19 protein-coding genes are annotated in these 19608 nt (G+C 68.8%); 11 read left to right on the top strand and 8 right to left on the bottom strand.

From position 1 onward, the window contains the following. Window positions 1-203: 203 nt before the first annotated feature. From E3T40_RS08140 to paaA, 6 genes are read right to left on the bottom strand one after another with little or no spacing between them, the layout of a single operon-like run. Entirely contained in the window at window positions 204-977 is a 774-nt protein-coding gene (locus E3T40_RS08140) for an enoyl-CoA hydratase/isomerase family protein (RefSeq protein WP_104194138.1), read from the bottom strand. A gap of 48 nt (window positions 978-1025) precedes the next feature. Then, complete coding sequence (paaE, locus tag E3T40_RS08135) at window positions 1026-2177, bottom strand: 1,2-phenylacetyl-CoA epoxidase subunit PaaE (protein WP_104194139.1); 1152 nt, start codon at window positions 2175-2177, stop codon at window positions 1026-1028. A gap of 2 nt (window positions 2178-2179) precedes the next feature. Next, window positions 2180-2707, bottom strand: a complete 528-nt coding sequence (gene paaD, locus E3T40_RS08130; protein ID WP_104170550.1) for a 1,2-phenylacetyl-CoA epoxidase subunit PaaD — start codon at window positions 2705-2707, stop codon at window positions 2180-2182. Continuing rightward, window positions 2701-3531 (bottom strand): 1,2-phenylacetyl-CoA epoxidase subunit PaaC, encoded by an 831-nt coding sequence (gene paaC, locus E3T40_RS08125; RefSeq protein ID WP_104194140.1) that lies wholly within the window; start codon window positions 3529-3531, stop codon window positions 2701-2703. Before paaC ends, paaD begins: the two co-directional genes overlap by 7 nt. Further along, the gene (gene paaB / locus E3T40_RS08120) at window positions 3528-3833 is read right to left on the bottom strand and encodes a 1,2-phenylacetyl-CoA epoxidase subunit PaaB (protein WP_104102564.1); all 306 of its coding nucleotides are present in this window, start codon (window positions 3831-3833) and stop codon (window positions 3528-3530) included. The genes paaC and paaB overlap by 4 nt, the downstream gene beginning before the upstream one ends. Then, window positions 3833-4816 carry a 1,2-phenylacetyl-CoA epoxidase subunit PaaA gene (gene paaA, locus E3T40_RS08115; protein WP_104194141.1) on the bottom strand — a complete coding sequence of 328 codons (984 nt, stop codon included), beginning with the start codon at window positions 4814-4816 and terminating at the stop codon, window positions 3833-3835. The genes paaB and paaA overlap by 1 nt, the downstream gene beginning before the upstream one ends. 116 nt (window positions 4817-4932) lie before the next feature. Here paaA and paaI point away from each other — a divergent pair, with 116 nt between their 5' ends. The 7 genes from paaI to E3T40_RS08080 all read left to right on the top strand — a co-directional run bounded on the left by paaI (window position 4933) and on the right by E3T40_RS08080 (window position 11579). Beyond that, window positions 4933-5367, top strand: coding sequence for a hydroxyphenylacetyl-CoA thioesterase PaaI (gene paaI, locus E3T40_RS08110; protein WP_104102568.1), 435 nt, complete (start codon window positions 4933-4935; stop codon window positions 5365-5367). A gap of 33 nt (window positions 5368-5400) precedes the next feature. Continuing rightward, the gene (paaK, locus tag E3T40_RS08105) at window positions 5401-6711 is read left to right on the top strand and encodes a phenylacetate--CoA ligase PaaK (protein WP_104194150.1); all 1311 of its coding nucleotides are present in this window, start codon (window positions 5401-5403) and stop codon (window positions 6709-6711) included. A gap of 74 nt (window positions 6712-6785) precedes the next feature. Beyond that, on the top strand, window positions 6786-7421 hold the full coding sequence (locus E3T40_RS08100) for a TetR/AcrR family transcriptional regulator (protein ID WP_104170553.1): 636 nt from the start codon (window positions 6786-6788) through the stop codon (window positions 7419-7421). 54 nt (window positions 7422-7475) lie between these two features. Continuing rightward, the gene (locus E3T40_RS08095) at window positions 7476-7874 is read left to right on the top strand and encodes a hotdog fold thioesterase (protein WP_134397657.1); all 399 of its coding nucleotides are present in this window, start codon (window positions 7476-7478) and stop codon (window positions 7872-7874) included. A gap of 10 nt (window positions 7875-7884) precedes the next feature. Then, window positions 7885-8229 (top strand): winged helix-turn-helix domain-containing protein, encoded by a 345-nt coding sequence (locus E3T40_RS08090; RefSeq protein ID WP_104102573.1) that lies wholly within the window; start codon window positions 7885-7887, stop codon window positions 8227-8229. A gap of 71 nt (window positions 8230-8300) precedes the next feature. After that, window positions 8301-8813 carry a universal stress protein gene (locus E3T40_RS08085; protein ID WP_233193990.1) on the top strand — a complete coding sequence of 171 codons (513 nt, stop codon included), beginning with the start codon at window positions 8301-8303 and terminating at the stop codon, window positions 8811-8813. Window positions 8814-8822: 9 nt separating this feature from the next. Further along, window positions 8823-11579: an HAD-IC family P-type ATPase gene (locus E3T40_RS08080; protein WP_134543102.1), complete on the top strand. Its 2757-nt coding sequence runs from the start codon at window positions 8823-8825 to the stop codon at window positions 11577-11579. A 94-nt stretch (window positions 11580-11673) separates the two neighbouring features. Here E3T40_RS08080 and E3T40_RS08075 read toward each other — a convergent pair whose 3' ends face one another. After that, the gene (locus E3T40_RS08075) at window positions 11674-13812 is read right to left on the bottom strand and encodes a DEAD/DEAH box helicase (RefSeq protein WP_134543101.1); all 2139 of its coding nucleotides are present in this window, start codon (window positions 13810-13812) and stop codon (window positions 11674-11676) included. A gap of 262 nt (window positions 13813-14074) precedes the next feature. On the opposite strand from E3T40_RS08075, the gene E3T40_RS08070 reads away from it, so the two are divergent. The 3 genes from E3T40_RS08070 (at window position 14075) to E3T40_RS08060 (ending at window position 16905) form a co-directional block, all read left to right on the top strand. Further along, entirely contained in the window at window positions 14075-14554 is a 480-nt protein-coding gene (locus tag E3T40_RS08070) for a GNAT family N-acetyltransferase (protein WP_104170568.1), read from the top strand. 62 nt (window positions 14555-14616) lie between these two features. After that, the gene (locus E3T40_RS08065) at window positions 14617-15738 is read left to right on the top strand and encodes an aromatic acid exporter family protein (protein WP_134543100.1); all 1122 of its coding nucleotides are present in this window, start codon (window positions 14617-14619) and stop codon (window positions 15736-15738) included. A gap of 99 nt (window positions 15739-15837) precedes the next feature. Beyond that, complete coding sequence (locus E3T40_RS08060) at window positions 15838-16905, top strand: alpha/beta hydrolase (RefSeq protein WP_134543099.1); 1068 nt, start codon at window positions 15838-15840, stop codon at window positions 16903-16905. 190 nt (window positions 16906-17095) lie between these two features. Here the strand turns inward: E3T40_RS08060 and E3T40_RS08055 are convergent, their stop codons facing one another. Beyond that, window positions 17096-17860, bottom strand: coding sequence for an IclR family transcriptional regulator (locus E3T40_RS08055; protein ID WP_134543098.1), 765 nt, complete (start codon window positions 17858-17860; stop codon window positions 17096-17098). A 115-nt stretch (window positions 17861-17975) separates the two neighbouring features. Here E3T40_RS08055 and hutH point away from each other — a divergent pair, with 115 nt between their 5' ends. Next, complete coding sequence (hutH, locus tag E3T40_RS08050) at window positions 17976-19526, top strand: histidine ammonia-lyase (protein ID WP_134543097.1); 1551 nt, start codon at window positions 17976-17978, stop codon at window positions 19524-19526. Window positions 19527-19608: the final 82 nt, after the last annotated feature.

Genomic DNA, 19608 nt, shown 5'->3' with positions numbered 1-19608 from the left:
GCCCTCATCGCCCTGGCCATGCTCAGCCTCGGCGGCCACAAACCAGTGCTCCCCGGCCGGGATTAACCCACGGAAGCAGCAGGAGAGCCGAGATTTTGCCCGAAACGGCCCCAGAACCTTCGGGAACCGCCTTTTTCCCAGAATCTCCGTCGAATTGGTTCGACGCGGGCGGCAGGGACGGGCCAGGACAGGGACGCGACGGGTCAGTCGCGGCCGGTGAATGCGGGCTTGCGCTTCTGCTGGAAGGCGGCGAAGCCCTCCCGGTAGTCAGCGGTGTCGCAGAGGGCCGCCTGCGCCCGGTTCTCGGCGGCGACGCTCTGCCAGAGGCCGAGCCGGTCGTCCCGGAGGGCGCGCACGAGCTCCTTGCTGGCGAGGAACGCCTGAGTCGCCCCTTGTGCGGCCCGTTGGGCGGCCGTCGACGTGGCATCCGTCACCTCGTCGGCCGGGAATGCCTGGCTGAACAGGCCGGCGGCCACGGCCTCCGCGCCCGACATGAGCCGGCCGGAGTAGATCAGGTCGAGAGTGCGGTGCGCGCCGAGCCGGTCGACGAACAGGGCATGGCCGCCGGAGTCGAGCGTGGCACCGAGGTTCGCGAACGGGGACCCGATCTTCGCGGTGTCGGCGACGTAGACGACATCCGTGGCGATCAGCAGGCCGAGGCCAACCCCGAGGCAGGCCCCGGTCGCGGCGGCGAAGGTGGGCGCCGGGAAGGCGCTCATCCGCTGCAACAACGGCGTGACGAGTCCCCCCAGGAAACCCATCACATCGTCGTCGCGCGGGTCGATGCCCGAGATGTCACGGCCCGCGCAGAATGCGCGGCCCTCGCCGCGCAGCGCGAGGGCGCGCACGCCGGCCGCCTCCGCGGTCTCGTATGCGGCCGCGAGCTCGGCCAGGCCGGCCTCGTCGAGCGCGTTCAGCTTGTCGGGGGCGTTCAGGACGACGTAGGCCACGTCGTCCCGGATGGACAGCTCGATCACGGGAACCGCTTTCTGCGCTTGCGCGCCATATCTGATGGGCGAGTGGCGCTACACGTCGTAGTCGACGACGACCCGGTCGGTCGTTGGGTGCGACTGGCAGGTGAGCACATAGCCGCGGGCCAGTTCGTCCGGTTCGAGGGCGTAGTTCTCGGTCATCGTGACGTCACCGCTGACGAGCTTGGCGCGGCAGGTGCCGCACACTCCCCCAGCGCAGGCAAACGGAACGTCCGGCCGCACACGCAGGGCGGCGTTCAGGATGCTCTCCTTCGCGTTGACGGGCGTGGTCACCGTGGCGCTCTCGCCGTCGAGCGTGAACTCGATCTCGAAGGTCTTGTCGCCGATTCCGACGACCACCGGCCGCCCGGTGTCGCCGACCGCGTGCGTCGGCTCCCCCGTCGTGAACAGTTCGAACCGGATGTGGCCCGGCTCGACGTCCACGCTCTCCAGCGTGTCGCGGCACAACTGCACCAGTTCGAACGGCCCGCAGAGGAACCACTCGTCGACGGCGGCGGGACGGATGATGCTGGCCAGCATCAGGCGCAGCTTCTCCTCGTCGATCCGGCCGGAGAGCAGGGCGGAGGAGCGAGACTGGCGCGAGAGCACGTGGTGCAGTGCCAGCCGGGCCGGGTACCGGTCTTTCAGGTCGGCGAGCTCGTCGAGGAACATCACGTCGAGCGCGGTGCGGTTTGTGTAGACGAGCGTGAAGCGGGAGGTCTCCGAGCGTTCGAGCACGGTGTGTGCGAGCGACATCAGCGGCGTGATGCCGCTGCCGGCGGCGATGCCGACGATGTGCTTGTCGTCCAGAGTGTCCAGCGCGGTGGTGAACGTGCCCTGCGGGCTCATCACGTCAAGGCGGTCCCCGGCCCGGAGTTCGGTGTTCGCCCAGCTGGAGAAGACCCCGCCGAGGTCGCGCTTGATCGCGACGCTGACCGAGCCGAGCGCGTGCGGACGACAGATCGAGTAGCTGCGGCGCAGCTCCCGGCCGCCGATCGTGGCGCGCAACGCCAGGTGCTGCCCGGGGTCGTAGTCGAACTCCCCCTGCAGCGCCTCGGGAACCAGGAAGGTCACCTCGACGCTGTCCTGGGTGAGCTGACGCACCTCGCCGACGGCGAGGGTGTGGAACCGGGCGCGGCGCTTCGTAGGCTCGGTGGCAGGGTCGAGAACGGCTGAATCGGTACTGCCCAGATTGAGTGCGGCCATGGTTACAACACCTTGAAGTAGTCGAACGGTTCGAGGCAGTCCCGGCACTCGTAGAGCGCCTTGCACGACGTCGAACCGAAGCGGGCGAGTTCCCGCGTATTCAGTGAGGAGCAGCGCGGGCACTTGACCGCGAGTTGGAGCCGGACGGCGCCGGTCGGGCGCACGCCGGAGTGGCCGGTCGGGGCGGCGATGCCATAACTGACCAGCTTCGCCTTGCCCTCCTCGCTCATCCAGTCGGTGGTCCAGGCCGGGGCGAGCACGAGTTCCACGGTGACGTTCTGGTAGTGGGCATTGGTGAGGGCCGCCCGGACGTCGTCGCGCATGGCCTCCATCGCGGGGCATCCGCTGTAGGTCGGCGTTAGGATGACGTGGGTTCCGTCGGCCGAAACGGCGACCGACCGGAGCACTCCCAGGTCTTCAATCGTGAGCACGGGGACCTCCGGGTCGCAGACCTCGGCGGCGATATCCCAGGCCTTCTGCGACGCCGCGTCGCCCGGACGCGGACGGGCGAGGGAGGCCACGGTCACCATTTCGCGCCGGGGTGCGCCCGCGCCAGCACCTGCATCTCGGCGAGCAGCGGACCGAGGTTCTCGGAGTGGTCGCCGCGGCGCCCGCCCCCGGAGGAGATGAAGCCGCGGGGAACCTCGAGCTCGGCTTCGGCGAGCACGGGGAACATGGCGCTCAGGACTGAGGCCTGGAGGGAGGACGGCCGCACGGCGACGCCCTCGAGCCGGCCGATCAGCGGCTCGTCGACGAAGAGCTCCTCCACGAACGGCCATAGGTCGGAGAGACCGGTGATCATGCGCCGGCGGGATTCCTCGGTGCCCTGAGCGAGGCGCAGCACCCACTGGATGGAATGGTCGCGGTGGTAGTCGACCTCCTTGACGGCCTTGGCCGCTATCGCGGCGAGCGTCGCATCCGTCGACTGCATCAGCGCGCTGTAGAGCTCGAACAGGTAGTGCGCCGCGATGAACTGACGGGCGATCGTGTGCGCGAAGTCGCCGTTGGGCTGCTCGAACAGGTGCGCCGAGCGCCACTGGGGTTCGTCACGCCAGTACGCCAGGTCGTCCTCGGTTCGGCCGGATTCGGCCCCGGCGTAGTGCAACAGGGAACGGGCGTGCCCGATCAGGTCGAGGGCGATGTTGCCGAGGGCGATGTCCTCTTCCAGCTCCGGGGCGCGGGAGATCCACCAGCCCAGGTTCTGGGCCAGCACGAGCGAGTCGTCGCCGAGCCAAAGCGCGTATTCCGCCACGTCGTGCGAGGCGACGGATGCCGCTTCGACCAGTTCCGCGGAGAGCTGGACCGTGTCGACGTCGACGTGGCCGTGGCCGTCCTGCTCGATGGTGTCGCTCACAGGTGCTTCACCCCTTCGCTCTTCGTGTAGTAGCTCGCGTGGCGGTAGTTCTTGCCGGCGGGCGATTCGAAGAAGGCACCCTTCGCATCCGGATCGCTCGTGGTGATCGCGTCGGCAGGCACGACCCAGATCGAGACGCCCTCATTGCGGCGGGTGTAGAGGTCACGCGCGTTGCGCACCGCGAGGGTGGCGTCGGGGGCGTGCAGGGAACCCACGTGGGTGTGGCTGATTCCGCGGCTGGAGCGCACAAAAACCTCCCAAAGGGGCCAGATCTCCTTCTCGGATGCACCGGGAGCGCTCATTATGCGACCGCCTTCACGGCCTGCTTGGCGGCGTACGCGGCAGCAGCCTCACGCACCCACTGACCCTCGTCGTGGGCGTCGCGGCGGCGCTGGAGGCGCCTGGCGTTCGCCGGTCCGCGGCCCGCGAGCACCTCGTGGAATTCGGTCCAGTCAATTTCGCCCATGTCGTACGCACCCTTTTCTTCGTTCCAGCGCAGGTCCGGGTCCGGCAGCGTCACACCGAGCACCTCGGCCTGCGGCACGAGCATTCCGACGAAGCGCTGGCGCAGGTCGTCGTTGGAGAACCGCTTGATGTTCCAGGCCATCGACTGCGCCGAGTTGGGCGAGTCGTCATCGGGCGGCCCGAACATCTGCAGGGCCGGCCAGTACCAGCGGTTGACCGATTCCTGGGCCATCTCGCGCTGGGCGGGCGTGCCGTTCATCAGCTCGAGCAGGATCTCGAAGCCCTGCCGCTGGTGGAAGGACTCCTCCTTGCAGATGCGCACCATGGCGCGCCCGTACGGACCGTAGGACGCGCGGCAGAGCGGCACCTGGTTGCAGATCGCGGCGCCGTCGACGAGCCAGCCGATGGCGCCCATGTCGGCCCAGGTGGGACTCGGGTAGTTGAAGATCGAGGAGTAGCGCGCCTTGCCCGCGATGAGCTGGTCCGTCATCAGGTCGCGGCTGATGCCGAGAGTCTGCGCGGCGGAGTAGAGGTAGAGACCGTGGCCGGCCTCGTCCTGCACCTTGGCCAGTAGGATCGCCTTGCGCTTCAGGCTGGGCGCCCGGGTGATCCAATTGCCCTCCGGCTGCATCCCGATGATCTCGGAGTGCGCGTGCTGGGAAATCTGGCGGATGAGGGTCTTGCGGTAGCCGTCCGGCATCCAATCACGCGGCTCGATTCGCGAATCGGCGGCAATCAGGTCGTTGAACTGCTGTTCCTCGGCAGACACCGTGGCGGCGCTGTCCGGGGCGATAGCGTAGGGAACTGGCGGGATTGTCATCGTTGACTCCTGGGTTTGGCGAACTTTTACCAACCGATCGTTCAGTTAGTATATGGTTTCCCTACGACCCCCACAACCATGCGTTGCGGCCCGCGGAACTCAATGAGGAGAACCACATGACGGAAGTTTTACCGCCCTCCAACGGGGCCATGATGGAGAACGACCGGGCATCGGCCGCACTCGGCATGGTCGTGCACGCCTCAGAGCCCGGCCGCGCGGTCGTCTCGATGCTCTTGCGGGACGACATGATGAACGGCTTCGACGTGACGCACGGCGGGATCGTCTTCGCTCTGGCCGACACGGCGTTCGCGATCGCCTGCAACGACGACCACCACGTCACGCTCGCGTCGGGCGCCGACATCACCTTTCTGAAGCCCACCGCCGCCGGGCAGACCCTCACCGCGACCGCCGTGCTGCGCACCAAGAGCGGTCGCTCCGGACTTTATGACGTGCGCGTTGCCAACGAGCACAACGTGCCGGTGGCGGAGTTTCGCGGGCGCAGCCGCACCACCAACTTTCCCGTGCCTGGTTCCGTCGCTCCCCTACTTTAAATCCGCATTCCACCAGGAGGCCTCATGTCAACGATGACCAAGACCCGCTTGCACGCCCCGGCCCAGGATGAACTCGATCCCGAGGAGCGGATGTCCCGTGACGAACTGCAGGCGTTACAGCTGACCCGGCTGCAGAAGACCGTACGGCTCGCCTACCAGAACGTTCCTCTCTATACCCGCAAGTTCGACGAGGCCGGAGTGCACCCGGACGACATCCGCACCCTGGACGATGTGGCCATGCTGCCCTTCACGACCAAGGACGACCTGCGCGTCTCCTACCCGTTCGGCATGTTCGCGGTGCCGATGGACCAGGTCGCGCGCATCCACACCTCCTCCGGGACCACCGGGCTGCCGACCGTCGTCGGCTACACGAAGAAGGACCTCAGGATGTGGGCGGGCCTTGTGGCGCGCAGCCTTCGCGCCTCCGGCGTGCGGCCCGGCATGCGCGTGCACAACGCGTACGGTTACGGCCTCTTCACCGGCGGTCTCGGCGCGCACGCGGGCATCGAAGCGCTGGGCGCCACCGCCATCCCGATGTCCGGCGGCCAGACCAACAAGCAGGTCAAGATGATCCAGGACTTCGAACCGGACGTCATCATGGCCACGCCCAGCTACCTGCTGACGATCACGGATGCGATGGTCGCGGCCGGCATGGACCCTCGCTCGTCCAGCCTGAAGGCGGGCGTGCTCGGCGCGGAGCCGTGGACCAATCAGATGCGGCTCGAGCTGGAAGACCGCCTCGACTTCGACGCGCTCGACATCTACGGGCTCAGCGAGGTGATGGGCCCGGGCGTGGGCAACGAGTGCATCGAGACGAAAGACGGGCCGCACCTCTGGGAGGACAACTTCCTGCCCGAGGTCATCGACGGCGACAGCGGACTCGTGCTGCCTGACGGCACCCAGGGTGAGCTCGTGTTCACGTCGCTGACCAAGGAAGCTTTCCCGGTCATCCGTTACCGAACCCGCGACCTGACCCGCCTGCTGCCCGGATCGGCGCGCCCCGGCATGCGCCGGATGGAGAAGATCACGGGTCGCAACGACGACATGATCATCCTGCGCGGCGTCAACCTGTTCCCGACCCAGATCGAGGAGATCGTGCTCAGCATCCCGAGCCTCTCCCCGCACTTCGTGATCGAGCTGACCCGGCCGAACCGGATGGACGAACTGACCGTTCGGATCGAACGGCACGAGCACGCCAGCGATGTCGCCTCCGACATCGCCTCAGCGCTGCTGATCCATAAGATCAAGGACCTGATCGGGTCCAGCGTCAACGTGTTGATCGTCGAACCCGGCACGCTCGAGCGCAGCACCGGCAAGCACAAGCGTGTCTACGACCTGCGCTGAGTCTGCCGCACAACCCGCGCAGTCACGGGCCGGTCGTTCCTCCGGAAACCCGGCCCGTGACAGACTTCTCGATTATGTCTGAACCAGCCCTGGCCAAACGTGGCCGCCCCGGATACGACCAGCCCGCCATTCTCGAGGTGGCGGTCGCCGCCTTCAACGAGTTCGGTTACGACGCCACCTCGATGGGCGTGCTCGCGACCCGCCTCGGCCTGTCGAAATCGGCGATCTACCACCACTTCACCTCGAAGGAGGAGCTGCTGGAACAGGCTCTCGGCGAGGCCCTCGACGGACTCGAAGGGGTGCTGCTCAAGCAGAGCGCCCAATGCGGCCCGGCCATCGACCGGCTCGCCGCGGTGCTGCGCGGAGCCGTGGAGGTGCTCACCTCCCGGCTGCCCTACGTGACGCTGCTGCTGCGGGTGCGCGGCAACACGGATGTCGAGCGCGCCGCGCTCGCCCGCCGCCGCACATTCGACCGGGCCGTATCCGCCCTCGTGGTGGAGGCCCGCGATGAGGGTTCCCTGCGCGGCGACATCGACCCTCGGATCGTGACCCGGCTGCTGTTCGGCATGGTGAACTCGATCGTGGAGTGGTATCGGCCGGAGGGGCCGGAAGATGCCGGTCACCTCGCCAACGATGTGCTCGCGGTGGCGCTCGACGGGCTGCGGGTGGCGCCGGGCTCGCGGGTCTCGGCGAGCTCGACCACCGAATAGAGGAGAAACGTGAACGAGAACTGGAAGATCACGCTCGGCGAACTTGACGAGAAGATGGGCGTGACCATTGTCGAGCAGTCCGCGGAGCGGGTCGTCGCGACGATGCCGGTGGAGGGCAACCGGCAGTCCTTCGGGCTGCTGCACGGCGGGGCATCCGTCGCCTTCGCCGAGGCTCTCGGCTCGTGGGCTGCCGTGATCCATGCGGGCCCGGGGCGGAGCGCGGTGGGCCTCGACATCAACGCGACCCACCACCTCGCGGCGCGGTCTGGAATCGTGACCGGGGTGGCGACGGCCATCCGGCTCGGGCGCACGATCGCCTGCCACGAGATCGTGATCAGCGACGACCAGGGCCGTCGGTTGTGCACCGCGCGCATCACGAACCTGATCGTCGACGCGCCCGACCGGCCGCCGTTCGTGCCCCGGGCGCAAGACGGCGCGACACCGGTGGACTAATCTCACTTACATGAACGCATCGGACCCTGACCAGGAGCCCCGGCCCACCCCCGGGAGCGACGCCCGCTGGACGTTCCTGACCAACCACGCGCACGTTCTCGTCACGATCGCGCGGGATCCGCAGTGCCGGATGCGCGAAGTGGCCTCCCGGGTGGGCGTCACCGAGCGCGGCGCCCAGAAGATCATCGCCGATCTCGTGGCGAGCGGTTACATCACGAGAACCCGGGTCGGGCGGCGCAACAGCTACCAGATCGCCCCCGGGCGACCGTTCCGGCATCCGGTGTCCGAAGGCCACGAACTCGACGAGCTGCTCGCCGTGCTCGTGCCGGTCCCACCCCCCAAGTTGGACACCTGAACGGCAGTTCGCTAATCTGGAAGTGTTCTGATCGTTCTTCCTCATTCATCCCCCAGTTCGGAGAGTCCGCCGTGAGCACCGAAGGCACCACCCCTGCAGGCACACCGGAAACCGCCGAGGCGTCCACGCCGGCGCCGTCACCGGCCGGCAGCATCGTCGTCGGCCACGACGGCTCGGCCTTCGCAGACCACGCGCTCAGCACGGCGCTCGGGCTCGCCGATCAGTTGCACGCCCCGGTCGTGATCGTGCGCGCCTGGTCAATCGACACCGCCCCCAGGCCCGCGAACTGGGAGTTCGGCTACGTGTCGACGTTCGCCGAATACTCGGAGGCGGTTCGGGCCGCACTGATCGAGGACACCGCTGCGCTGGTGCATGCCTTCCCGCACATGACCGTCGACTACCGGGCCGTGCATGCGGGGCCTGCCCGCAGCCTGATCGAGGTGTCGCGTGAGGCGCGGATGCTCGTGGTCGGTTCCCGCGGGCGCGGCAACCTGGCCGGACTGTTGTTGGGCTCGGTCAGCGACCAGTGCACCCGGCTCTCGGTCTGCCCGGTGCTGGTGACGCGCAAACGGCCGAATCGCTGACCCAGACGGATGCCCACCACCTCTCCCGCAGCGGCGGCCACCGAGCACGCCGCCTGGCACACCCTCTCGGCCGCTGAAACCACGGCGGCGCAGGACGTCGACGCCCGCGCCGGGCTCGCCGCATCCGAGGTCGACGACCGCCGTCGGCGATACGGACCGAACCTGCTGCGTAAGCCGGACCGCGTGCCGACCTGGCGCAAGATCCTGCGCCTTCTCGGAGAGAAGATGACGATCGTGCTTCTGGTGGCCGCGGTCGTCAGCGCCGTCGTCTCGCGGGAACTCGAGACACCGATCGTAATCCTGGTCGTGATCATCCTCAACACCGTTCTGAATTATGTGCAGGAGCGGAGGGCCGAGAGCAGCCTCCAGGCGCTGCAGCAGCTGTCGGAAGGCAAGGCCGTCGCTCGGCGGGACGGAACCGAACTCGAGGTGCAATTCTCCGATCTTGTGCCGGGCGACATCGTGCTCCTCGATGCCGGGGACTCCGTTCCGGCGGACGGTCGCATCATCGAGAATGCCGGCTTGCAGGTGGCCGAGGCGACCCTGACCGGGGAATCCGAGCCGGTCGGGAAGACGATTCCCGCTCTGGACGATGCGGAACTGCCGCTCGCAGACCGCACCAACATGCTTTTCATGAACACCTTGGTCACTCGCGGCCGCGCCACCATGGTGGTCACCGACATCGGCATGGGCACGGCCGTCGGCGGCATCGCGGTGCTGTTGAACGAGGTGAAGAACGACAAAACACCGTTGCAGCGGAGGATCGACCAGCTGGCCCAGCTGCTCACCGTTGCGGCGCTGGTCGTGGTGGCGATCGTCTTCGTGCTGGGCCTCCTGCGCGGGGAGTCCTGGACCGAGCTGCTGATCACCGCCGTCTCGCTGGCCGTGGCGACCATTCCTGAGGGTCTCACCGCGGTCGTCGCGTTCACCCTGGCGATGGGCGCTTCCCGGCTGGCCGCCCGAGGCGCCATCATCAAGCAGCTCTCGGCGGTGGAAACCCTCGGCAGCGTCAGCCATATCGCCACCGATAAGACCGGCACGCTGACCATGAACGAGATGACGGCCCGCCGACTGCACACCCATGGCCGCGATTTCCGCATCACCGGCGAGGGCTACTCCACCGACGGCCGGATCCTCACCGGCGATGACCGTCCCCTGCCTGACCTCACCGAGGCGTTCCTAACCATGGCCCTGTGCAATGACGCCGTACTGAACGACGGCGTGCTGGTCGGCGACCCCACCGAAGGAGCCCTGGCCGTACTCGCCGAGAAGGGCGGCATCGACGTCGCAGCTGCGAGGCGGACCCACCCCCGGGTAGCCGAAGTGCCCTTCGATTCCGACTACAAATTCATGGCCACATTCCACCGGCCGGCAGAGCCGACGACCGGACTGCCGCGACCGCCCGGACACCGCTGCTTCGCCAAGGGCGCACCGGGCGCACTGCTGCCCCTGACCGACTCGGTGCTCACCGACGACGGCATCCGCCCTCTCGATGCCACCATGCAGCAACGAATCCACGACACCATCCAGGAACTGGCCGGTGAGGGCCTGCGCACGATCATGGTCGCCGGACGCACCCTCGACGCCGGCACCGTTCCGGGCGACGACGCGGGTCGCTCCCTGGTCACCGGTCTGACCCTCTACGCCATCGTCGGAATCGTCGATCCACCCCGGGTTGAGGCGGCCAAGGCCATCGCGGTGGCGCTCGGCGCCGGCATCCGCGTGCACATGATCACGGGCGACCATCTCGTGACGGCCTCGGCCATCGCCCGCAACCTGGGCCTGCCCGGAGAGGCTGCTGCCGGTCCTACGCTGGACGACCTCGACGACCACGCGCTCGCCGCCCGGGCCGCTGACTACGGGGTGCTCGCCCGTGTCACCCCGGCCCACAAGATTCGGGTGGTCAGGGCGTTGCAGGCCGGCGGCAATGTCGTTGCAATGACCGGTGACGGCGTCAACGACGCGCCGGCCCTGAAGCAGGCCGACATCGGCATCGCCATGGGTATCACCGGCACGGATGTCTCCAAAGGCGCCGCAAACATGATCCTCACCGACGACAACTTCTCCACGATCGTCGCCGCGGTGCAGGAGGGACGCGGCATCTACGCCAACATCCTGAAGTTCGTCAGGTTCCAGCTGACCACGGCGTGGGGATTCGTGCTCATCTTCCTGATCGCGGGCGTCACCGGGTGGGCCGCGGGCGCGCCGTTCACGGCGCTTCAGATCCTCTGGGTCAACATCATCATGGACGGCCCACCCGCACTGGCGCTCGGCTTGGATCCGGCCGAACCCGGAACGATGAGCTGGCCTCCGCGCCCGTCCGACGAACCTCTGCTCACTCGGGACAGGATGCTGCGTATTCTCGGGCTCGGCCTCGTCATGGCCACGGGAACCCTGACCGTGTTGACCCAGGCGTCCGCCCTGTTCCCGGACAGTGCGGGCAACGCGGCCTTCGCCACCACCCTCGCGTTCACGACCTTCGTCTTCTACCAGGTGTTCAACCTGCTCAACGTGCGCTCGGACACCCACTCCGTCTTCTCACTCCAGACGTTCACCAACCGCAGCATCTGGCTGGCACTCACCGCCGTGATCATCCTGCAGGTCCTCGTGGTGCAGATGGACGTGCTCCAGGGACTCTTCGACACGACCTCCCTCACGTCGGGCCAATGGGGTCTGTGCGTGCTGGTCGGGTCGTCGGTGCTCTGGATCGAGGAGGTCCGAAAAGCCATCGTGCGGGCAGCCGGGCATCGCGCAGCTCGCCGCTGAGGCCTGCCCGACCCGCAACGCGAGAAGGGGCACCTACCGTGACGGCGGATGCCCCTTCTCGCGTTATTTCAGGAGGTGCTGGAGTTGCTGGCGACTACATTCCGGCGAGGTCACGCACCGACGTGTCGCCGGGGGCCGCGTTCGTGAAGGAGGCCTCGATCTCGGCGCGGCCAAGCAGCTCATCCATGCGGCGGCGACGCTGCTTCGGGATGAGCGTGACGACGGTACCGGACTTGCCGGCGCGCCCGGTACGACCGGAGCGGTGCAGGTAGGTCTTGTACTCGTCGGGAGCGTCGGCCTGGATGACCAGGTCGATGTCGTCCACGTGGATGCCGCGAGCCGCGACATCCGTTGCCACCAGCACGTTGACGCGACCGCTGGTCAGCATCTGCAGGTTGCGGGTGCGTCGAGCCTGGTTCAGGTCGCCGTGCAGGCTCGTGGCCTTCACGCCGGCGTCTTCGAGCTGCTCGGCGAGCTGTTCGGCGTAGGCACGGGTGCGCGAGAAGATCAGCGTCTTGCCCTGGCGGTCGACGAGCTGGCCGATGATGGCGCTCTTGTCGCGGTGCTCGATGACGAGCACGCGGTGGTCGATGGTGGAGGAGGCCTGATCTTCGCCGGCAACCTCGTGCACGGCCGGGTTGACCAGGAATTCCTTGACCAGCGAGGCGACGCCCTTGTCGAGGGTGGCCGAGAAGAGCAGCTTCTGGCCGCCCTTCTTGGTCTGACGCAGGATGCGCTGAACCGGCTCGAGAAAACCCAGGTCGCACATGTAGTCGGCCTCGTCAAGGACGGTGACGACGACCTCGCGGAGGTCGAGGCGACCCTGCTCGATGAGGTCTTCGATGCGACCGGCGGTGCCGATGATGATGTCCACGCCGCGCTGGAGGGCGCTGACCTGGCGGTACTGCGGAACGCCGCCGTAGATCTGGGTGGTGAAGAGGCCGACGCTGCGGGCGATGGGCTGGATGGTGCGGTCGATCTGCAGGGCCAGCTCACGGGTCGGGGCCAGAATGAGCGCGCGGGGCTTGCGGGCCATCTTGCGGTCCTTGGCGCCGTTGTTCTCCAGCAGCTTCTCCACGAGGGGAGCGCCGAAGGCGATGGTCTTGCCGGAACCGGTCTTGCCACGTCCGAGCACGTCGCGCCCGGCGAGTACGTCCGGGATGGTCGCGGCCTGGATCGGGAACGGCGCTGCGGCACCGAGGGTGGCAAGCTCGCGCACGATGTTCTCACCGAGGCCCAGGTCGCCGAAGGTCACGCCGATGACTTCGGCAGCCGTCGTCGCGATGGCTTCGAGGCGCTCAAGCACGACGTCGTCACCAGCGGCGAAGTGCGCCTTGGTGTCGCGGTCGGGGTAGAAGTTGCTGGAGTGGCCGCCATCGGACGCCGAGCGGGCCGGACGCGCCGGACGGTCGGAGTTCGAACGCTCGGAACGGTCGTAGCCGCCACGCTCGGTGCGGGCCGGACGGTCGCCGTAGGACGGACGGTCGTTGTTGTACGCCGGACGATCCGTGCGTGGGGCACGGTCGCCGTAGGAGGGTCGGTCGTTGTTGTAGGACGGACGGTCCGTGCGCGGACGGTCGTTGTTGTACGCCGGACGATCCGTGCGCGGGGCACGGTCGCCGTAGGAGGGTCGGTCGTTGCCGTAGGACGGACGGTCCGTGCGGGAACGGTCGTTGTTGTACGCGGGACGGTCCGTGCGCGGACGGTCGTTGTTGTACGCCGGACGATCCGTGCGCGGACGGTCGTTGTTGTACGCCGGACGATCCGTGCGCGGACGGTCGTTGTTGTACGCCGGACGATCCGTGCGCGGGGCGCGATCGCCGTAGGACGGACGGTCGGTGTTGTACGCGGGACGGTCGCTGCGGGGACGGTCGGTGTTGTACGCGGGACGGTCGCTGCGGGGACGGTCGCTGTTGTACGAGGGGCGGTCTCCGCGCGGGGCACCACCAGAAGAAGGACGGTCGCTGCGGTTCGGGCGGTCGCCGTAGGTGGGGCGCTCGGAGCGCTGGCCGTAGGCCGGACGGTCGTTGCCGGCAGGGCGGCCGTTGCCGTAGGCCGGACGGTCATTGCCTGCGGGGCGGCCGGCGGCACGGTCGGCCCGCTCGCCGGCGTTCCACCGGGCTTTCTTGGGTGCACCCTCGGCGGCGTTGTGGCCGCGGTGTCCGGGGCTCTTGCTGCCGCCCTTGGACGGTCCACCCTTGGCGGAGTACTTGGGATCGAAGTTCTTAGGCATGGAAAATGTTCCTGGGTTGTATTGGGTACATGGCAGAACAACGCCGCACACGCGACGCAACCTGAGATCCCGGGCAGTCTATGGCCGGGGCCGTTCACATACAGTGATTTTTCACCAGCGGATTACTGGGAAACCGGCCCATCCTGACTTACAAACCCATCCGCGCACACAAAGAAACACACGGTGTCAAGAGCCGACCTGTCTACGTTACCTGATCGATGCCGCAATGTCACGGATCACCTTCACCGTTTACTCTGTTCACATGCTGACGACCATCAACATTGAGTCCCCGCGGCAGCCGGAGATCGCCGAGTTGCTGCGACTGAGTGGCGATTGCGCCCACTCGCTGTACCCACCGGAGAGCAACTTTCTGCTCGACGTCGACGAGCTCGAGCAGCCGGGTGTCGCCGTGTACGTCGTGCGGGATGCGACGGCCCGCGCCCTGGGGATCGCCGCGCTGGTGGGTGGGGCCGGCACGACCAGCGCGGCGGAGCTGAAGCGCATGTTCGTGCACCCCGACGCCCGGGGCCGCGGCGTGGCCGCCCGCCTGCTGGCGGGGATCGAGACGGATGCCGCGGCCCGCGGCATCCGAGAAATCGTGCTGGAGACCGGGCCGGAGAGCTATGCGGCGCTCTCCTTCTATCGGAGCGTCGGCTACCGGGAGGTTCCCCTGTTCGGTCAGTACGTGGGCGAAGCCTTCAGCGTCTGCTTCGCCAAGACGATCCCGGGAACCCGGCCATGACCCGGGATCGGGCAGCCGCCGGCACTTCGGCGCAGGTGAGTGTGCATCGCGCACGGAGGACGGTGTCCTGGCTGGGAGTGGCCGCGACCAGCCCGAGAATCGTGCAGGCGGTCAAGGCCGCCATCGCCGTCGCCATCGCCTGGTCGATCGCGCCGTTGCTGCCTGGTGTGGCGGATGACTACCCCTACTACGCCCCGCTGGGCGCGCTAGTGAGCATGTACCCGACGCTGATGAGTTCGGTGCGAAACGCCCTGCAGACCCTGGGCGGCCTCACCGTCGGAATCCTGCTCGCGGGGGCGGTCATCGTTTTGAGCGAGCCGAACGTTCTCACCATCTCGCTCGCGGTCGGCGTCGGCGCCGCGATCTCGGCCACCGGCTGGTTCGGCGCCAGCCGGGAGTACATTCCGGTGACGGCGCTGTTCGTGCTGATCGTCGGCGGGCCGAATGCCGACGGTTATTCCATCGGGTATCTGGTGCAGATGACGCTGGGAATCGTGATCGGCCTCGCCGTGAACCTCCTCTTCTTTCCGCCGTTGGCCTTCGAAGCCGTCGGCCAGCAGCTGATCCGCTTTCGCCGCACCCTGGCCGACCAGCTCTCGGAGGTGGCCGACGCCCTGGCCGACAGCTGGCCGCCTGAACGGGACGGTTGGGCCTTCCGCAGTCAGGAGCTCGTGGCGGTTGGCCGCGCGGTGCGCGTGGCGGTCAGTCACGCCGATGACAGTCGCAAGGGCAACCCGCGCGCCCGCGTGCATCAGCGGGATCTTCGCTCGGACTACGACGAGCTGTCGGCCCTTGAGGACGTGACCTTCCACGTGCGCGACTTGACGGAGGTGCTAGCCGCGGCGGTCTGGGGTCAGCCGGTCCAGCTCGAGTTGCACCCCGAGTTGCGGCCGGCGCTCGGCCGGACCTTACACGCCGCGGCCGCCGTGCTGCGGGACTGGGACACGGATGATGACGAGCAGGCGGCATTCGCCGAGGCGGGTGCCGCTCTGACGGACCTGATGACCGAGCTGGACGAGCGGCGAAACTCTGCCCCGGTGATGTCGCTGGGGGTCGCGGCGACGGTCGCGATGGACGTCACCCGCATTCTCACCGCCCTACGGCCGCATATCCTGCCAGAGGCCGACGAGGCCGACGAGGCCGACGAGGCCGACGAGGCCCCGGACCCGACGCCGACGCGCTAATCCAGGCGAGGACGCCCCGCCCCGCCCCCCCGAACGGGATTCGGTGCGGCGCGAGAGACGAATTAGTCTCAATGCACTACCCCGCAGCTCGGAGCACACGTGAACACCGGCCCACGCCATCCCCGATTCGGCTCGCGTCGCATCCGTTTTCTGACGATTGCCGGCGCGGTGAGCATCGCCGTGGCTGCGACGGCCCTCCTCGGCGGCTTCCGCCCCCAGCTGTATTCCGTGACGCCCGACGAACCCGGCGACCAGCGCAGCGAGCTCGTCACGACCCAGATCGTCGGCATCCGAACGTTCGAGCGGCCAGGTGGCATCACGGTCGACGAAAATGTTGAGTACGGCACCCAGGCGGACGGTGCCGTGCTCACTCTCGACGTGTGCTCGCCGGCGATCACCCCCGCTGGGGAAACGACCCTCGAGGCGGCGCCGCCGGTCGTGCTGTCATCGGAGGACGCGGCGGCCGCGCTGCGTCCGGCCGTCATCTCCATCCACGGCGGCAGTTGGGCTCGAGGCGACAAGGGCAACAGCGACTGGCGCGCAGTCTGCGCCTGGCTCGCCTCCGAGGGATTCGTCGCCTACTCGGTGAACTACCGGATGGTACCGGATGCAGTGTTCCCCGCCGCGCTCGACGACGTCGCCCTGGCCGTGGAGTGGGCCCGCAACCCCGTCAATGCGCAGACCTACGGCATCGACCCCGACCGGATCGGCGTGTTCGGCGGCTCGGCCGGCGGCAACCTCGCCGCCCTGCTCGGCACCCGCGGTTCCGGGTCGCTGACCACGGGGGCCCGGGTCGCCGCGGTCGCCGAACTCTCCGCGCCGCTCGACCTCAGCCACAAGGCGCTCGTCACGGGCCGGGCCCCCGCGGGGCTGCAGAACATTGTGCGCGACTACGTCGGCTGCGAAACCCTGCGCGACTGCGCCAATGCCACGGCCGCGTCGCCGGCGAGCACCCTTGACCGCAGCGATCCGCCCGTATTCCTCGGCTCGTCGACCGACGAGTACATTCCGCTGTCGCAGGCCACCGGGTATGCGGCGGCACTCGAACGCTCGGGCGTCGCCCACGAGCTCGTGACGGTGCCGGGAACGCTGCACTCGATCGGCATCCTCGACGCAACCATGCGCGAGAAGGTGGCTGCCTTCCTGCACACGACGCTCGGTGAGTAGCCGCGAGGCCGTCTGGCGGCGGCGGGCCGGCGGTGCGGCGCGTCCTCGCGGCGCAGGGTAGGGAAGCGGGCACATGTTCTAACGTGCGCCCGCCTCCACAGGGTGCGCCGCGAGCGTTGTGGAGGCCGCGAGCCACGGCAGGCAGCGCGGAGGCGGGGAGCCGAGGGCAGGCAACACATGCGCCGCAGGGCTACGTGCCGCGGATGCGCCGGGAGAGCTGCGCGGCGGTGCCGCCGAGCTGCGCGGCGAGCGCCGGCCAGTCCGCCTCGGCGATGCGCTCGCGTGGGAAGGTGACGGCGATGCCCGCGGCGGGCCAGCCCGCGTGGTCGCGCACGGCGACGGCGACGGATGCCATCCCCTCCGTGATCTCCCCGTCCTCCAGGGCATACCCGTCCCGGCGCACCTGTTCAAGCAGGGTGCGCAGCTCCGCCGTGGTGCGTGGTCCCCGGCCGTGGCGCGTGGCGAAGGCGGCGGCGTTGGGGTACAGCGCCCGCAGCTGGGCTGCCGGCAGCGCGGCGAGGAGCGCACGCCCGCTCGCGGTGAGGTGGCTCGGGAGGCGCACGCCGACATCCGTCACCAGCGACGGGCGACGGGGGGCGCGCTCCTCGACGAGGTAGATCACGTCGCGCCCGTGCAGCACGACGAGGTGGGCGCTCTCACTGAGCCGGTCGACCAGCGCAGCGACGAGCGGACGGCCAAGGTGTGAGAGGGGCTGCTGCCGGGAGAAGCCCGAGCTCAGCTCGAAGGCGGCCAGTCCGAGGCCGTATCGCTGTTCCTCGGGCAGGTGCACCACGAAGCCCTGGTCGGCGAGCACCGCGAGCAGGTCGTAAACGCTCGAGCGGGGCAGGCCGAGGGCCGTGGCGATCTGGGACGCCGGCACCGGGCCACGCTGCGTGGCCAGATGGGAGAGGATGCGCAGCGTGCTTTGCGCCGCCGGAACCTTCGACGGGGTCATGCGCCTGCCTCCCGTGAACGGTGTGCGTGAACGGCACCGCTGAATGTCCGGTATCCCGGACAGCATCCACTCTAATCCCGTCGTGCGGGCGGCCCGGCTGGTGTCGAATCGGAGTATGAACCTCGCTAGCGCATCCGTCACCGTGGGTACCGGCCCGATCTCGTTCGCCGACGTCACCGCGGTGGCCCGCCACGATGCGCCCGTCCTGCTGCCCGTGGCGGCGCGTGAGGGCGTCGCCTCGACCCGCCGCATCATCGAGGGACTCGCGCAGGACGTGAACCCGCACTACGGGATTTCTACCGGCTTCGGGGCTCTTGCGACGACGTTCATCGAGAGCGCCCGCCGCGCCCAGCTGCAGGCGAGCCTGGTGCGCTCGCACGCCGCGGGCAGCGGTCCCGAGGTCGAGCGCGAGGTCGTGCGCGCGCTGATGCTGCTACGCCTGTCGACTCTGATGACCGGGCGCACCGGCGTGCGGCCCGTGGTCGCCGAGACCTACGCGGCCCTGCTCAACGCCGGGATCACGCCCGTCGTACACGAATACGGCTCGCTCGGCTGCTCGGGCGACCTCGCACCGCTCGCGCACTGCGCGCTCGCGGTGATGGGCGAGGGGCTGGTGCGGGATGCGTCCGGCACCCTGATGGATGGCGGTCTGGCCCTGGCCGCGGCCGGCATCACCCCGGTCGTGCTGGCCGAGAAGGAGGGGCTCGCCCTGATCAACGGCACCGACGGCATGCTCGGGATGCTCGTGCTCGCCCTCGCCGACCTGTCCCGCCTGCTCACGACCGCCGACATCGCTGCGGCCATGAGTGTCGAGGCCCTCCTCGGCACGGATGCCGCCTTCGCCGCCGACCTGCAGGCCCTCCGCCCCCAGCTCGGCCAGGCCACGAGCGCGGCCAATCTGCGCGCGCTGCTGGCCGGTTCCCCGCTGCTCGCCAGCCATTCCGGTCCCGACGACCCCACCGTGCAGGACGCCTACTCCATCCGCTGCGCCCCGCAGGTGCACGGCGCCGCCCGGGACACGATGGACCACGCCGCCCTGATCGCCGGCCGCGAGTTGGCCAGCGCGGTTGACAATCCCGTGGTCACCCTTGACGGCCGGGTGCAGTCCAACGGCAACTTCCACGGCGCCCCGGTGGGCTACGTGCTCGACTTCCTCGCGATCGCCGCCGCGGACGTCGCGAGCATGAGCGAGCGGCGCACCGACCGCCACCTCGACGCGAACCGCAACAAGGGACTGCCGCCGTTCCTGGCGCAAGAGGTCGGCGTCGACTCGGGGCTGATGATCGCCCAGTACACCGCCGCCGGGATCGTGTCGGTTTTGAAGCGGCTGGCGGTGCCGGCATCCGTCGACTCGATCCCGTCGTCGGCCATGCAGGAGGACCATGTGTCGATGGGCTGGGCGGCCGCCCGCAAGCTGCGGCACTCGATCGACGGCCTCGGCCGGGTGCTCGCGATCGAGGTGATGACGGCGTCGCGGTCGCTCGACCTGCGCGCGCCGCTCACTCCCGGCGCGGCCACCGGCGCGGTGCGGGCCCTCGTACGCACGGTGGCCGACGGCCCCGGCCACGACCGGTTTCTCTCCCCCGAGATCGAGGCGATCGTGGGCCTCGTGGCGTCGGGCGCGGTGCGGGATGCCGCGGCGGGCGTGGTCGGGCCGCTGGCCTGAGGCCCCGCAGGCGTCGCAGGGCAGCACGGCATCCGGGCTGCGTCAATCGCTTGTCGGCCCCTCGGGCCCATGTCATGATGTG

The sequence above is a fragment of the Cryobacterium sp. TMT1-19 genome, assembly GCF_004403055.1.
GTDB lineage: Bacteria > Actinomycetota > Actinomycetes > Actinomycetales > Microbacteriaceae > Cryobacterium > Cryobacterium sandaracinum.
The sequence above is the reverse complement of the archived record's forward strand: the minus strand, read 5'-3'. Positions and strand labels throughout refer to the sequence as shown.

Excerpts from the sequence above, each read along its gene's own strand:
- E3T40_RS08070 (WP_104170568.1), top strand. The coding sequence starts at position 14,075 with ATGCTGACGACCATCAACATTGAGTCCCCGCGGCAGCCGGAGATCGCC.
- paaE (WP_104194139.1), bottom strand. The coding sequence starts at position 2,177 with ATGGCCGCACTCAATCTGGGCAGTACCGATTCAGCCGTTCTCGACCCT.
- paaK (WP_104194150.1), top strand. The coding sequence starts at position 5,401 with ATGACCAAGACCCGCTTGCACGCCCCGGCCCAGGATGAACTCGATCCC.
- E3T40_RS08055 (WP_134543098.1), bottom strand. The coding sequence starts at position 17,860 with ATGACCCCGTCGAAGGTTCCGGCGGCGCAAAGCACGCTGCGCATCCTC.
- E3T40_RS08080 (WP_134543102.1), top strand. The coding sequence starts at position 8,823 with ATGCCCACCACCTCTCCCGCAGCGGCGGCCACCGAGCACGCCGCCTGG.
- paaD (WP_104170550.1), bottom strand. The coding sequence starts at position 2,707 with ATGGTGACCGTGGCCTCCCTCGCCCGTCCGCGTCCGGGCGACGCGGCG.
- E3T40_RS08095 (WP_134397657.1), top strand. The coding sequence starts at position 7,476 with ATGGGCGTGACCATTGTCGAGCAGTCCGCGGAGCGGGTCGTCGCGACG.
- E3T40_RS08100 (WP_104170553.1), top strand. The coding sequence starts at position 6,786 with ATGTCTGAACCAGCCCTGGCCAAACGTGGCCGCCCCGGATACGACCAG.
- hutH (WP_134543097.1), top strand. The coding sequence starts at position 17,976 with ATGAACCTCGCTAGCGCATCCGTCACCGTGGGTACCGGCCCGATCTCG.
- paaI (WP_104102568.1), top strand. The coding sequence starts at position 4,933 with ATGACGGAAGTTTTACCGCCCTCCAACGGGGCCATGATGGAGAACGAC.
- paaB (WP_104102564.1), bottom strand. The coding sequence starts at position 3,833 with ATGAGCGCTCCCGGTGCATCCGAGAAGGAGATCTGGCCCCTTTGGGAG.
- E3T40_RS08090 (WP_104102573.1), top strand. The coding sequence starts at position 7,885 with ATGAACGCATCGGACCCTGACCAGGAGCCCCGGCCCACCCCCGGGAGC.
- paaA (WP_104194141.1), bottom strand. The coding sequence starts at position 4,816 with ATGACAATCCCGCCAGTTCCCTACGCTATCGCCCCGGACAGCGCCGCC.
- E3T40_RS08075 (WP_134543101.1), bottom strand. The coding sequence starts at position 13,812 with ATGCCTAAGAACTTCGATCCCAAGTACTCCGCCAAGGGTGGACCGTCC.